Source organism: Deltaproteobacteria bacterium, from assembly GCA_020845895.1.
Taxonomy (GTDB): Bacteria; Lernaellota; Lernaellaia; order JACKCT01; family JACKCT01; genus JADLEX01.
Genome location: JADLEX010000053.1, coordinates 91,387 through 106,102 on the forward strand (window position 1 = coordinate 91,387; position 14,716 = coordinate 106,102).

Here is a 14,716-nt window from a genome sequence, read left to right on the forward strand (position 1 = left end):
CGACTTCGCATCACGTCCCCGGAATTCTCCGGTTCACCGGCACGACACGCATCACCAGTCCCAAGCCTTGATCGCGATCTCCATTGCTATCGGCGGAAATCGGACAAAGCTGAACACGCCATCGGGCGACACTGACCGGCGGTCACCGGTTGCTGGAATGCTCCGATGGTCTTCGATGCGGATTCGCGTCGCCGTGCGTTCGACCGGCATGACCACGATTCTCGATCGGGTAACGACCCGTTCTGATGGAGGTTTCCCGAGAAAAATACACCGAAGGCGGGACGGCTGGCAATTCCAGCCGAGTGGAAATTACGATTTTTCCAATTCGCGCGAAAATTCGTCGAACTGAACCGAGGAACCCGCGCAAACGAGGATGTCGCCCACGGAAAGAGGCTCGTCCGCATCGGGGACCCCGCCTTCAGACAACCCCGTTTGGTGTGCGCTGCGGCGGGCAAGGCAGTGAATGCCCCACCGGGCCCGCAGGCCGATCTGCGCCAGGGTCCGGCCCGCGAGCCTCGCAGTCACAACGATCTCGCGGGTTTCGTATCCCTCCCCAAATTCCAAGGCGCTGAACAGATCCCCGTTTGCGGTGTGCTGAATGACGCGAAGCCCCCCGCTCGACTGGCGCAATAGCTCCCGATTGTAGGTATCCAGGATGACGGTCCGCGGCAAAACACCGACCAGTCTCGGATCGTCGGCGCCAGCCACGACGGGCAATTGTTCCTGACTGCGCAGGGACGACATTCTCACGCATTCGGCCAGCGTCATTTCCGGCGTCGCGTTGGCCGAAGCCGGGAGCATGACGTCCTGGGCCAGGACGAGCTGATCGAGACCCGTTTCCGCCATCACGGACTTGATGAGGTGGATATTGATCCGCCCGGCCAGACAACCGTCGGCATCGGTGACGTAGATCTCGGCGTGCCGCGAGGCGAGAACCGCGTCGATGACGCCCTGGAAGGAGAGGTTGCGGGGAATCGTCACGAAATCCGTCTGCATCACGTCGTTGACGCGGACTCGGGCCAGCACCGCTTCTTCCCGGCTCGACGCGATGACGATCCCCGATCGAGCGAGCTTGAGCGTGTAAATCGACTCCCGCGAAATGACCCTCGCGAAGACCGTCGCCAGCGCGCACGCGATCATGAGCGGGAGGATGATGGCGTACCCGTTCGTCATTTCGAAGACGATGAGCATGGCGGTCAGGGGCGCATGCGTTGCCGCCGCCACCACGGCGGCCATGCCGACGACCGCGTAAGTTCCGGACGGCGCGAATTGGACGAACGGCAACCATCGCGCGGCGAACAGACCGATCGCGCCGCCGAGTGCCGAGCCCATGACCAGACTCGGGGCGAAAACGCCCCCCGAACTGCCCGACCCCAGCGACAGGCACGTTGCCGCCATCTTGGCGACGACGATCACGAGGAGAATTCCGGGGGCGAACTCGGCGCGAAAGATCCGGTCGATCACGTCGTACCCGACGCCGAAGACCTGGGGCACGCCGATGCCGATCGCTCCGACGACCGCCGCCCCGATGGCGGGCCGAGCCCAGTCGGGGACCTTCTTCATCGCCCCGAAAACGTCTTCGGTGGCGTAAAGAAGTTTCTTGTAAGTCACCGCGACGAAGCCCGCGACAACCCCGAGAACGGCATATACGCCCATTTCCCACGGCGAATTGAGAACGAAGTCGGGCGGCGCGACGAACGCCGAGGTCGCGCCCAGCACCGACCGCGCAACCACGGTGGCGACGACGCTGGCGATTGCGAGTCCCGACAGGGCCGTCAGCGCGAAATCCGCGAGGATGATCTCCATCGCGAAAAACATCCCCGCGATGGGGGCATTGAAACTGGCCGCGATACCCGCCGCCACGCCGCAGGCGACCAGGTACCGCATCCGCTCCTCGTCAATTCCCAACACCTGCCCGCTGACCGAACCGAAGGTCGCGCCGATCTGCGCAATCGGCCCTTCGGGACCGAGGCTCGATCCGGTTCCGATGGAGAGCGCACTCGTCAGGATCTTGACGAAGGCCACGCGACCGCGAATAACGCCGCCGCGCCGCGCCACCGCGTCCATGACCTCCGGAACGCCGTGACCGCGCGCGTCGGGCGCCCAGTAACGCAGGATCGGCCCGACCAACGCGGCTCCCGCGACCGGGACCGCGATCTTGAGCCAGGGCGGGAACGCGGCGAAGCCCTCGGCGGCGGCGCTTGGATCGAGATGACCCCACCAAACCGCAATGCGCATCGCGCCGTTCCCGATCAATTCGATGACGTAATGGAAGGCGATTGCGCCGAGCCCGCCGATGAGCCCGATGAACGCGGCCATCACGAGCAGCGTCCACTCAGCGCCCGCCTGCCAGTGCTCCAGCCGCGGTCTCAGGAAGATAAGGGCGCCACCGGCGATCGCCCGAAGTCGCGACATGAGGGTTCGTCTCATGTCGGCACGATTCGGAACGGTGGTTTGGATGGGCAAAACATGCGCCTTGTCTAGACGAATGAGCCCTCATGTCAAGCGAAAATGACGCGACGCGTAGCCTCGACGCGAATCGATGCGACCCCTTCGCCATGAGGGGTTCAGACCTTGACTTCACTACCCCCCTCTCCTAAGACACAAGGGTTCGACCGAACCAACGTCATCGTGAAATTTTCGCGCGCGGAACTCGCGCCGGTCGGTCGTTCGAGCGGCGTAGCAACATCGAACGCGAAGAGACATCGAGCGGCGGAGCGCCATGCGAATTTCGAAACTCGTCGTTGGGATTTGTGTTCTCGTCCTGTGCGGCGTCACTGCGGTTGTCGCGTCCGCCGCGCCGCTGGGCGGACTTTCGTACAACATCGGCAGCAATGGCTTCGCGTTCTCAGCGGGACCGGGGGTCGGGTTCGTCCAGCGCGACGTGCATGTGCTGGAAAACGAGCGCGCGGTGGACGAAGCGTCGAGTTCACGCCTGCTGCTCAAAGCCGACGTCGCGCCGGTTTATTTCCTCGACGTGTACGGCATCATCGGCATGGCCGACTATCAGCTCGACGACGCCGACTTTCGCGGATCGCTCGCTCCGGCGTACGGCGGCGGCGGCCGGTTGATGCTGTTGCCCTACGGCTTGAAGACCGATTTGAATCTGTCGCTCGACGCGCAGTACCTCGGCTACCGCACCGAGGACCACCACGTGAAGGCACGGATCGACGAGACGCAGATCGCTCTCGTGCTCGCCTACAAGCTCCACGGCCTCGTTCCCTACGGCGGCGTCAAATACAATCCCGTCAAAACCCAGTTCGCCGGCGACGACAACGACCTGCTCAACGATCAGGAGTACGGAATCTTTCTCGGCATCGACTACTTCGTCACGCCGAACGTGTTCTTCTCGGGCGAGCTGTCGATCTTTTCCGAGACCAGTTTCTTCGCCATGGTGGGATACAACTTCCCGTCGATCCACAGTCGCTGATCGCGCGCCCCCGCCGGGGGTTCACATTTCAAGGAGCCGCTCATGGATTTCTATCTCGATACCGCCGACCTCAAGGAAATCGCTCAGGGCGTGGCGTGGGGCCTCGTCGACGGCGTGACCACCAATCCGTCCCTGATCGCCAAGACCGGAGAGACGTTCGAGTCTCTCGCTCCGAAGATCACGAAGATGGTCAAGGGCCCCATCAGCCTCGAAGTCATCAGCGACGACCACGAGGGCATGCTGCGCGAGGCGCACCAGCTCGTGAAGATCGCCAAAAACGTCGTCGTGAAGATTCCGATGACCGAAGAGGGCATGATCGCCACGCGAAAGCTCGCCTCCGAGGGCATCCCCGTCAACGTCACGCTCATCTTCTCGCCCACGCAGGCCCTCATCGCGGCCAAGGCGGGCGCGAGCTACGTGAGCCCATTCCTCGGGCGCGTGGACGACATCTCCTACGACGGTCTGGAACTCGTCGAGAAGATCGTGGACATTTTCCAGAACTACGACGTGGCGACGCGCGTTCTCGCGGCGTCGATCCGCCATCCCGTGCACGTGGTGGAATGCGCGCTCATGGGCGCGGACATCTGCACCATGCCGTTCAAGGTCCTGCAGCAGCTCTTCCGACATCCGCTCACGGACAAGGGGATCGAGCTGTTCAAGGCCGACTACGCAAAGATCCCCAAGGCACCCGCTCCGTCCGCCAAGAGCGGCAGCAAGAGCGGCAGCAAGGGCGGCATCAAGAGCGGCAAGAAATCGAAGAAGGCCTAGCGCCTCACACGACGCTTTGCGGATCCATGTCGACACGCCACGCCAGCGTGGACGGCGCGACGCGGTCGTGTGCCTTTTTCGCCGCCGCGATCAGGCGGTGAAGATCTGCGGGGGTTTGAGCGCGCAAAAAGACCTGAAAACGAAAACGGTTCTTGACGCGGGCGATCATCGACCGCGCGGGCCCCAGCACGGCGTCGGCTTCGAGGGAAAGTTCCTTGGCCGCCTTACGCGCGCCCTTCGCCGCGGCCAGCGCCGCGCTGCGCGCGGCGTCGCGGTCGGGCCCGCTCACCCGAACGAGCGCTGTCCGGGCAAACGGCGGAAACCACGACACCTTGCGTCGGTTGATTTCAAGTTCATAAAAGCGTTCGAAGTCGTGCCCGGAGGCGCACGTCACCGCGTAATGATCGGGATTGTAGGTCTGCATCACGATGCGTCCCGGTGCTTCGGCGCGGCCTGCGCGGCCCGAGACCTGCGTGACGAGCTGAAACGTCCGCTCCGCGGCGCGAAAATCCGGCATCGAGAGAGAACTGTCGGCTTGTAATACTCCGACGAGCGTGACGTTCGGAAAGTCGTGTCCTTTGGCGACCATCTGCGTGCCGAGCAGGATGTCGGCCTCGCCCCGTCGAAACGGCGTGAGCACCCGTTGGTGTCCCTCGCGTCCGGCCACCGTGTCGCGGTCCATGCGCACCACGCGCGCCGAGGGAAAGAGCCGCGCGATTTCGTGCTCGACCTGCTCGGTCCCGAGCCCCGCGTAAAACAAACGCTCGCCACCGCAAACGCGGCACGTGCGCGGCGGGGCGTACTCTCGATCGCAGTAGTGGCAGACCGCCTTTTGGCGCGACGCGTGAAACGTCAGGGACACGTCGCAATCGAGGCACTGCGCCGACGCACCGCACGCGAGACAGAAGACGTGGGTGGAGTATCCGCGACGGTTGAGCAGCAGAATCGTCTGCTCGCCGGCTTCGAGATTCTCCCGTAACGCTGTGGCGAGGGACGGAGAGAAGATCATGCGGGCATGAGGAAGGTCGTCACCCGGTCGATCCGAGCGTGGTTTTCGGGCGAGTTCCTTTTCCAACGGACGCAGATCCACCACCGACACCGGCGGCATGCCACGCCCGTGGACGCGTTCGCGCAATTCGAGAAGCTCGTATCGGCCCGACTTCGCGCCATGAAAGGTCTCCATGCTCGGCGTCGCCGAACCGAGCACGACGGGGCATTTTGTTTCACGTCCCAGCCAGATCGCCAGATCGCGCGCGTTGTAGGGCAGCGCGTCGTCCTGTTTGTACGAACCGTCGTGCTCCTCATCGACAACGACCACGCCGAGATCATCGAACGGCGCGAAGATCGCACTTCGCGCGCCGATCACGACGCGTTTTTCGCGCCGACGCACGCGCCGCCACAGGTCGTAGCGCTCGCCGGGCGCGAGCCCCGAATGACTCGCGCCGACCGCATCGCCAAAGCGGCCGACGAACCGCCCCACGAGTTGCGGCGTCAGCGCGATCTCCGGCACGAGAACGAGCGCGGGCCGTCCCGCCGCGAGCGCGCGCTCCACGAGACGCAGGTACACCTCGGTCTTGCCCGACCCCGTCACGCCGTGAAGCACGAACGTGCGGTGCTCGCGCGCGTCCATGGTCGCGCAGACCCGGCGCACGGCCGCGCCCTGCGCCGCGTTCAGCACCGGCGGAGCTTGATGGTCGGCGTCGATCGACGCCTGACGATAGACCTCGCGCGAATCGATGCGGAACCATCCCGCCGCGGCCAGCGCACGCAGGTGCGCCCGAGGATCTGCGTCGATCAGATCGGCGATTTCGCCGCCGGTCACGGCGCGCCCCGCCGTGACGACGGCCTCCAGCACGGCGAGCCGCTTCGGCGAACGCACCAGCGCCGCGCGGGCCTCTTCAAGATTCGCCCCCGTCGCGGGCGCGTACATGGCGATCGTCTTCGCGCAGATCGCCGGCATGCGCATCTGCACGTGCGTGAGGACGAGCCCGTCGCGCACGAGCGTTCGAAGCTGCGTCTCGCGGAACGTCGGAACCCGTTTCGGCAGCGACGCGACGGCGATACCCGGCGGCTCCTCGGCCAGCGCTTCGAGCAACACCATCAGCGCCTCGCGCACGGAGCCCTCTTCGCGCAGCGCCGCGCGCCCGGCGTCGGTGATCTCGGCGATGCGCTGCGTCGATTGCAGGATGCCGGCGGGCAGCGCTGTTCGCACAACCTCGCCGATCGGGGCGAGGTAGTAGCGCGCCATGAACTCGAACATGCGGACCTGCAAGGGACCGAAGAACGGTTCCGTGGCGAGCGGCTCGATCGCCGGGAGCACCTCGACGTCCACGGGCGCTTCGACCTCCGTGTGCAGAACGAAGGCGGACACGTGGCGTCGCCCGAAGGGTACGACGAGGCCCGTCCCCACGGAGACCTTGCCGGGCCAGTCCTCGGGAATTCGATAGTGGTAAGTGCCGGGGGCGGTCAGGGCGACCGCGGTTTCGACGCACATCTCCCGACGATCGACAGCGCTCATCGGCGTCTCACGACGCGGCAAATCGGGCCAGCAGCTCCCGCAGTCGGTCGGCCAATTCCGGCCGTTTCAGGGCGTACGCGATGTTGGCTTCGATGAAGCCGAAGATGTCGCCGGCGTCGTGGCGCGCGCCGCGAAGCACTTGGGCAAACACCCCACCGCCTTCGCGGGCGTTCAGAATGTTGAGTGCGTCCGTAATCTGGATCTCGCCGCTCGCGCCCCTGGGCGTCGCGTCGATGCAGTCGAAAATCTCCGGCGGCAGAATGTATCGCCCGATAATGGCGAGATTCGAAGGCGGATTCGACCTCGGTTTTTCCACCATGGCGCGCAGGGGATAGGGCTCGGCATCGCTCGACGCGCAATCCACGATGCCGTAGCGGTGCGTCGTCTCCACCGGGACCTCATAGACGCCGACCACGGCGCGGCCGCATCGCTCGTAGGCGTCGATGAGCTGGCGCGTCGCGGGGGGATCGCCGTCGAACATGTCGTCGCCCAGCAGCACCGCGAAGGGCTCGTTGCCGACGACGCCCCGAGCGCATCCGATAGCGTGTCCGAGACCCAGCGCCGTCTTTTGGCGCACCGACTGAACCTCGACCATTTGCGAAATCTCGCGCACGAGTTCGAGGCGCGCGGTATCGCCCTTTTCCTCCAGCCACTTTTCGAGTCCGAAGGAGCGGTCGAAATAGTCCTCGATCGCGCTCTTGCCCGCCGCACTCACGAAGATGATCTGCTCGATGCCGGACTGGTACGCCTCCTCGACGATGTAGTGGATCGTCGGTCGATCCACGATCGGCAGCAGTTCCTTGGCCACGACCTTGGTGGCGGGCAGAAAGCGCGTCCCGAGGCCCGCCACGGGGATCACGGCCTTGCGGACGGTTTGGTGCGGGGAGCTTCCGGATTTCGATTCGCTCGACATGTCCCTCTCGTCATCGGCACGAAGACGCGGTTGGCTTCGAATGGCCTAACCTACCGCGCGGGGGCGACGCGATCAACACGGGGAGACATGGGCGCGCGAAAGGCGATCTTCGGGAATCGGTGGGAGAATATGATCTGGATACACGTAGACGAGAATATATGAATTCCTTAGTGTGTCGCCCTTGTGTCGCCCAGGTGAATTTTGGGTGGCATTTTGGAGGCGCCATGAGACGGTTCGCGGCCTGGAATTTCTCGATTTCCATTCAACTCTTTCTCGCACTCTCCCTGCTGGTGGCGACATTCGGCTGCGCCGGCGGCGATGACGATGACGATTCCGGGGCGACGGATGACGACGTTGCCGGCGATGACGACGCGACCTCGGATGACGACCTTGCCGACGACGACGCGGACGACGACTGGATTCCGCCCACGACGCTCGACCTGACCCTCGTGCCGGAGCCCGACGACGCCGCGCCGCTAGGATATTCGCTCGTCGAGGGGCCGGGCGAGCCGCGCGAAATCCGAAACGACCTCGGCGTGGAACCCACCCGCGACGAGAATGGGGCCGAGCCGCTGTCGATGGCCTACTACCTGAGTATGGCCGACTTTCAGCTCACCGACGAGGAGTCGCCGACGCGTCTGACCTTCTTCGATTCCAACCAGATCGTCGGCGGAGGTTTCAGCGCCGCCTACCGCCCGCACGAGGACGTCTCGCCCCACCTTGTGAACTCACTCATCCGTACCGCGAACGCGATTCAGTCCGGGTACGGACGCGATTTCGACTTCGCGGTCGTCCTCGGCGACCTGACCGACAACGCGCAGCACAACGAAATGGCGCTGGTCATCGACGTGTTCGACGCGAACGGCATCACCACCGGCGTGCCCGGCTGGGCGCGGCCCGACAGCGGCGATCTCGATATCGATCCGGACACCGGGCGAAACCGCGGCGAGCGCAATTTCGGCATTCAGGAGGAAGACGGCGACGGCAACTCGATCAACGCCTTCGACCGCCCCGGCCTGCCGAATTCCAACGCGGATTTCCCCACGGTCGGGCTGCGTCGCGCGGACGGATCGCAAGTCCCGTGGCTCGCCGTGCTCGGCAATCACGACGTGCTCAACACGGGGAACTTCGATCCCGATTCCGGACTGACCTTCTATTCGCGCGAAGACTACGTGTCCGCTCTGTCCCACTACGGCTATATCTCGGGCGTGGCGGCGGTGATCCAGTACATGCAGGACAACCCCGGCCAGCCGGTTTATATCGATGGCGGGATTTTCGGTCTCGACCTCGACTGGCAGACGGTGCTCGATCTGCTGAACCTGCTCGGCCTCGTGCCGGACGACCTCTCCGCCGACCTCGACGGGCGCTTCGACATGGACGTGCTGCTGAACGGCACCTACGACGACCCGAGCGACGACGGCGTGCCCATCACTCCCGATCCCGGCCGCGAGTTCCTCGGTCGCGACGGCTCCATCGCCATACTCCATGAAGAGGGCCATGGCTTCATCGACCGCAACGATGACGGCGTCACCGACGGCGCGGACGGCGGCTGGTACGCGCTCGACTGGGTGGACATCACCGGACAGGAAATGCCGCTGCGTTTTCTGGTGCTCGACACGACGGATGCGGGCTTGCTCGCCGCGGGCGGCATCAGCAATCGTCAGTTCGAGTGGATCGAGGACGAACTCGACCGCGCCGAGCAGGACGACGTGCTCGTCATCGTCAACTCCCATCATGCCGAGGCCAGCACGCCCAACGGCGGCGACCGGCTGACGCAGCTTCTCGGCACGTGCCCCAACGTGATCCTGCATCAGATCGGCCACGGTCACGAAAACGCGATCATCGCGCACCACTCCCCCACCGAGGATCCCGCGCTCGGTTACTGGGAGGTGCAGACGCCCTCGACGATCGACTTCCCGCAACAGGGTCGCGTGGTCGAACTCGTCGATTATCGCGATGGAACGGGATCGATTCTCCTCACGCTCTTCGACCACTGGGGCATCGTCGGCGACGATTCCGACACGCTCGGCGAAACCGGCCGTGAACTCGCGTTCGAGGACGCGATCCGCAAGGGCTACGAAGGCGGCGCGTCGCTGGGCGGCATGGGCGGACCGGCGGACCGCAATCGTGAGCTGGTCTTCGCGATCCCACCGTCCGTCGCGGATCGTCTGGCGTCGTTCGACAACGGAATGGAGATCACGTCCGCGGAACGCCTCGGAAATTAGCGCTTCTCGATCCGAAGTCCACGGGTGCACATACGCGTCCCGGCGAGTCGGAACGAAAAGAGACGGAGGCCGTCTCCACCACGTTGCGGCGCGGCGCGCGGTCTTGTTAGATAGCGGCCCTGGAGAGACGAGTGATTCGCATCGCCGTTTGGGCCGCACTGCTCGCGCTGATCGCGCTGTTTCCCGCTTCCGCGTTTGCGGCGAGCGTTTACGACTCGTCGTATCGTTGGCGTGCGTTCGAAACCGACCATTTCGAGATCGTTTACCACGACGGCGCCGAGTTCATCGCGCGCAAGGCGGCGGTCGTCGCCGAATCCCAGTACGGCGCGCTCACCAAGCTCTTCCATTGGGAGCCTCGCCGGAAAATCCGCCTCGTCATCTCGGACGACGTGGATGACACCAACGGCTCGTCGTCGATGACCCCGTGGAACACGATGCGGATCTACGCCGCCCTGCCCCATGCGGAGGACCGTCTGGATCACTACGACGACTGGATTCGCGCCATCATCACGCACGAACTGACACACGCGATTCACCTCGACTCGGCGCGCGGCGTCCCGCTCGGATTGCGTTACACGTTCGGGCGCTGGCTGTTCCTGCATCACATGCAGCCCATTTTTCAGGTCGAGGGCCTCGCCGTCTGGACCGAAACCGAACTGACAACCATGGGCCGCAACCGGTCGAGCGTGTCCGACATGATGCTGCGCGCGGCGGCGATGGAAGACCGTTTTCCGAGCGTTGACCTCGCGTCGAGCTGGACGCGCCGCTGGCCCTCGGGCGGCACGCCGTACATCTTCGGCGGGATGTTTCACGACTACATCGCGCGCCACAACGATCCGAACACCATCGGCGACTACTCGTATAAACATGCCGGTCAGATCTGGCCCTTCATGTTCAACATCAACGCCAAGGGCATCTGGGGAAAAAAGGTCAAACACCTATGGCGCGACTTCGAGAGCGAAGCGCGTGAGAAAGCCCAGCGGCAATACGGCGAGATCGCGGCCCGGGGCATCACGCCTCTGCGCGAGCTTTCGTCGGGCGGCCGCCAGCAGCGCCGGCCGCTGTGGATCGACGATCGGCGGATCGTCGTCGAGGAACACTCCCCGACACGCCACGCGCGGTTGGCGGAGTACGACCTCGATACCGGCGAGGACGAGACGCTCGTCGAGACCGAACTGACGGGCGGCGCGGCGCACCCGCCGGGCGGCGGCATCGTCTTCGCCCAGCATTCGAAGCGTGAACCCTTCACGCAGTATTATGACCTGTTCGAACTGGCAAACGGCGACCTTCGCCGAATCACGCGCGAGTCGCGGCTGCGCGATCCCGCGGCGACGCCCGACGGAAAGTCGGTGTACGCCGTCGATCAGGAGATGGGCCGCACCCGAGTCGTGCGCGTCGATGTGGCGACCGGCGCGATCACCGTCCTGTTCGGCTACGACCGATTCCCCTTCTTCACGCAGTTCGGCCCTCCCGCCGTGTCGCCCGATGGAGAAACGCTAGTCCTGTCCCTCTGGCACGACGACGGCAATCGAGACCTCTTCGCGTATGACATCGCATCGGATCGCTTCAAACGGCTCACGGCGCACCCCGGGCGCGACATCGATCCCGCGTTCTCCGCCGATGGCCGTTATCTGTTCTTCGTCTCCGACCGCACCGGCGTGCACAACGTCCACGCCCTCGACTTCGCCCGCGAAAAACTCTTCCAGGTCACGAACGTCGTCACGGGCGTCTTCGAACCCGCACCCTCACCCGACGGTCGCCATCTGGCGATGATCTCGTACTCATCGTACGGTTTTGACCTCGCGGTCACGGATCTCGACCCCGCCGCGTGGCGCGAGGTTGCTCCCGACCCAATTCCCGAAGACGCCGTGCTGTGCGGGACGATCAGCGCCTCCGTGGACCGCGCCGCCAACGACCTCGCGCCGCCCGAACGCGAGTATAGCCCGTGGTCGACGCTGATTCCGTCTTACTGGAAGCCCCTTTACTCGTCCGAGTGGGTGGACGGCGAGATGATCTCGAATCTCGGATTCACGACCTCCGGCATCGATTCGATCTTTCGGCATTCGTGGCTCACGAGCTTCGTGTACGACCTTGACCACAACTTTCCCAACATCTACGCCACTTACGCCTACGACGGATTTCGTCCGACCCTTCAAGCCACATTCTCGCGCTCGGGTCTCGATTGGGGACATGTCGCGGAGGACCCGACCGGCGACACCTTCACCGTGTTTCAGGACCGCATCGCCGGGGCGATCGGCGCGTCGTATCGGTTCACGGACGAGCTCGCCACGTTCGCGCATTTCACCGCCGCCCACTCGGAGAATCACGTCGGCACCGTCAACGTGCGCAACGAGATTCCGAACGGTGGTTGGCTGGCGGGACCTCGCTTCGGATTCTCCGCCTCGACCGGGAAGTCCTACGCGATGTCGATCTCGCCCGAGGACGGCGGCTTTTACGTGATTTCCGGCGCCGTCGACCACGAGGCGTTCGGCTCCGATTACAACGTGCTGTCCGGCGTCGTCGCCGCGACGCAGTACGTCTCGCTTCCGTTTCGCAACAACGTCCTGCGTTTCGACCTCAAGGCCGGTGCGGTGCAGGGCGACGACCGCTACCGGGGCGGATTTCGCGTCGGCGGCACGGTCGAATCCGACCTCACCGCGCAGACCGCCGACAATCAATTCGCCCTGCGCGGATTCCGACGCGCGGCACTGGTGGGCGAGCGCGCGGTGGTGGGATCGATCGACTGGCGCATGCCGCTCTGGTACCAGCAACGCGGCCTCGGCGTGTGGCCGATCTTCTTCGACACGCTCTCGGCGTCGGTCTTCGCCACCGCCGGAAAAACCTGGTACGACGAGCTCGACCTCAAGGACCCGTGGCCGATCTACGATTCCTACGGCGTGGAACTGTACCAGTCGCTGGGAATCGCCTACTACTCGAATTGGATCCTGAGCGCAGCTTACGCCTACTCGCCCGAAAAGCGGCATCCGAATACGTACTACATCAACACGGGCACGGGGTTCTTTTGAAACGCGGTCGCATCATCCGGCGCGCGCTCGAAATCGCGCTGGTCGCCCTCATCGTCGTGCTCGGCGCGAGTCTCGTGCTGCGTTCGCACACGCCCGCGAGCCGATTCGCCGCGTTTGCGCCGGACGACGAGAAACGCATCACCGAAGCGGCCTGGACCGGCGTCGCCGGCGGCGGCGGATCGTTATCCGAAGCGGCGACGGGCGAAGAAGTCGTCGCGATCGTCGTCGCGTTCCACTCGCTGGTCGTCAATCCGAAGTCGCCGCCGATGGCCGCCGCCGTTCCCGGCGACGACGCGGCCAAAACCGCGGCCGAACTCGCGAAGAGTCTGCGCGCTTCGGTGCCGCCGCAGCAGGTCGTGAGCACGGTGTCGATCCACGCGATCACGGACCCAAGGCGAATCCGCATCGCCGAATTCGCGAAGCGCGGCTGGACCTTTGAGCGCGGCCTCGACGCTCTGATGCTCTGCGAGGATGGCGAATGCCGCGCGATCCCCGCCGTCGTGCAGCACGCCCGGAGCATGTCGTTCGAATCGGCGCGCCAGTCGCTGCACAAAGGGCGCGGCGTCGAGGTCCTCGGTTTGAAGCTGGACGACGGACTCTATCGCACTCGCGAGTCCGCGTGGCTCTCCAACGGGCCGGGACAGGACGTCGTTCCGCTTTTTCGCGCATCGTCCACCGTCCCGCGTGTGACATCGGACGACATCCTGCGCGCCTGCCGGATCGGCGGCGACTTCCTCATCAAGATCCAGCAGCCGAACGGCAAATGGTACTACGGCTACGACGCGGGCAAGGACGATCTGGACAAGGTCGATTACAACCTGCTGCGTCACGCGGGAACGACCTATTCGATGTACCAGCTTTACGATGTCACCCGTGAGCCGCGCTATCTGGACGCGGCGAACGCGGGCCTGCGCTGGCAGCGCACCGTGATCGAGGCCGACCCGGCGGACCCCGAGCGCTTGTTCGTACGCGAACCGCACAACATCAAACTCGGCGGCGCGGGACTCGCGCTGATGGCGTATGTCGAGAAACGCAAGGTCGCCGGATGGGATGGAGAGGACGAGCGCGTCGCGGCCGGCCTCGCGCGTCACTGCCTGCTCTCGCAAAAGGACGACGGCAGCTTCCGCGACTACCACGGCATCCCGGGTGTGAACGCCAAGACACGTCGGTCGATCTACTACCCCGGCGAGGCGATGCTCGGCCTGATCCGCTACCACCAGATTGTTCCCGAGCGCTCCGACATCCTCGACGCCGTGCGCCGCGCGGCAGATCACCTCATCGACAACCGCTGGACGATCATGGGAATGCGTTTCAACGTGCCGCCCGATGCCTGGCTGATGCTCGCGCTCGAGGAACTGCACGAGGCCGATCCGAATCCGAAATATGCGGACCACTGTTTCCGCATGGCGCGGGGCATGGAGTTCGAGCAGCTCGGCCCGAGGTGGGGACTCGATCACGCGGGTGGATACTACCCCGCTCCGCCGCAGGTCACTCCGGCGGGATCGCGCAGCGAGGGACTCACCGCCGCGTGGCTGCTGGCGAAGCGTCTGGGCGACGAGCACACCGCGGACGAAATCCGCGAAACGGTGTTGCGTTCCGCCCGCTTTCAGGTGGAGCGCGTCATCCGCCCCGATTTCGTGACGCTCTACCCGTCGCCGCCCCGCGCGCTCGGCGTCTTTCGTCACTCGCCGGTCTCGAACGCGATGCGAATCGACTACAACCAGCACAACATCTCGGGCTTGCTGATCGCCGCGCGAATGACGGCGGAGGACAACGTTCCGCAGCCCTGATTTTCGGGCGTTTTCGAAGCGGTGGACCGGGCCGAGCCTCTTGACA

9 protein-coding genes are annotated in these 14,716 nt (G+C 64.8%); 5 read left to right on the forward strand and 4 right to left on the reverse strand.

Annotated features, from left to right (window positions below):
* Positions 1–51: 51 nt before the first annotated feature.
* Positions 52–210 (reverse strand): hypothetical protein, encoded by a 159-nt coding sequence (locus tag IT350_06955; GenBank protein MCC6157776.1) that lies wholly within the window; start codon positions 208–210, stop codon positions 52–54.
* Positions 211–309: 99 nt separating this feature from the next.
* Positions 310–2,415 carry a chloride channel protein gene (locus IT350_06960; protein ID MCC6157777.1) on the reverse strand — a complete coding sequence of 702 codons (2,106 nt, stop codon included), beginning with the start codon at positions 2,413–2,415 and terminating at the stop codon, positions 310–312.
* 307 nt (positions 2,416–2,722) lie between these two features.
* Here IT350_06960 and IT350_06965 point away from each other — a divergent pair, with 307 nt between their 5' ends.
* Both IT350_06965 and fsa read left to right on the forward strand, forming a co-directional pair.
* The gene (locus IT350_06965) at positions 2,723–3,430 is read left to right on the forward strand and encodes a hypothetical protein (GenBank protein MCC6157778.1); all 708 of its coding nucleotides are present in this window, start codon (positions 2,723–2,725) and stop codon (positions 3,428–3,430) included.
* Between the two features lie 42 nt (positions 3,431–3,472).
* Entirely contained in the window at positions 3,473–4,198 is a 726-nt protein-coding gene (fsa, locus tag IT350_06970; GenBank protein ID MCC6157779.1) for a fructose-6-phosphate aldolase, read from the forward strand.
* Positions 4,199–4,202: 4 nt separating this feature from the next.
* Here the strand turns inward: fsa and priA are convergent, their stop codons facing one another.
* Positions 4,203–6,716: a primosomal protein N' gene (gene priA, locus IT350_06975; GenBank protein MCC6157780.1), complete on the reverse strand. Its 2,514-nt coding sequence runs from the start codon at positions 6,714–6,716 to the stop codon at positions 4,203–4,205.
* Positions 6,717–6,723: 7 nt separating this feature from the next.
* On the reverse strand, positions 6,724–7,629 hold the full coding sequence (locus IT350_06980; protein MCC6157781.1) for a UTP--glucose-1-phosphate uridylyltransferase: 906 nt from the start codon (positions 7,627–7,629) through the stop codon (positions 6,724–6,726).
* Positions 7,630–7,853: 224 nt separating this feature from the next.
* Between IT350_06980 and IT350_06985 the strand changes: the two genes are divergently transcribed.
* From IT350_06985 to IT350_06995, 3 genes are all read left to right on the forward strand, one after another.
* Positions 7,854–9,854, forward strand: a complete 2,001-nt coding sequence (locus IT350_06985) for a hypothetical protein (GenBank protein ID MCC6157782.1) — start codon at positions 7,854–7,856, stop codon at positions 9,852–9,854.
* A gap of 131 nt (positions 9,855–9,985) precedes the next feature.
* Positions 9,986–12,880 (forward strand): PD40 domain-containing protein, encoded by a 2,895-nt coding sequence (locus IT350_06990; GenBank protein MCC6157783.1) that lies wholly within the window; start codon positions 9,986–9,988, stop codon positions 12,878–12,880.
* Positions 12,877–14,670, forward strand: coding sequence for a hypothetical protein (locus IT350_06995; GenBank protein MCC6157784.1), 1,794 nt, complete (start codon positions 12,877–12,879; stop codon positions 14,668–14,670). Before IT350_06990 ends, IT350_06995 begins: the two co-directional genes overlap by 4 nt.
* The last annotated feature ends 46 nt before the right edge of the window (positions 14,671–14,716 follow it).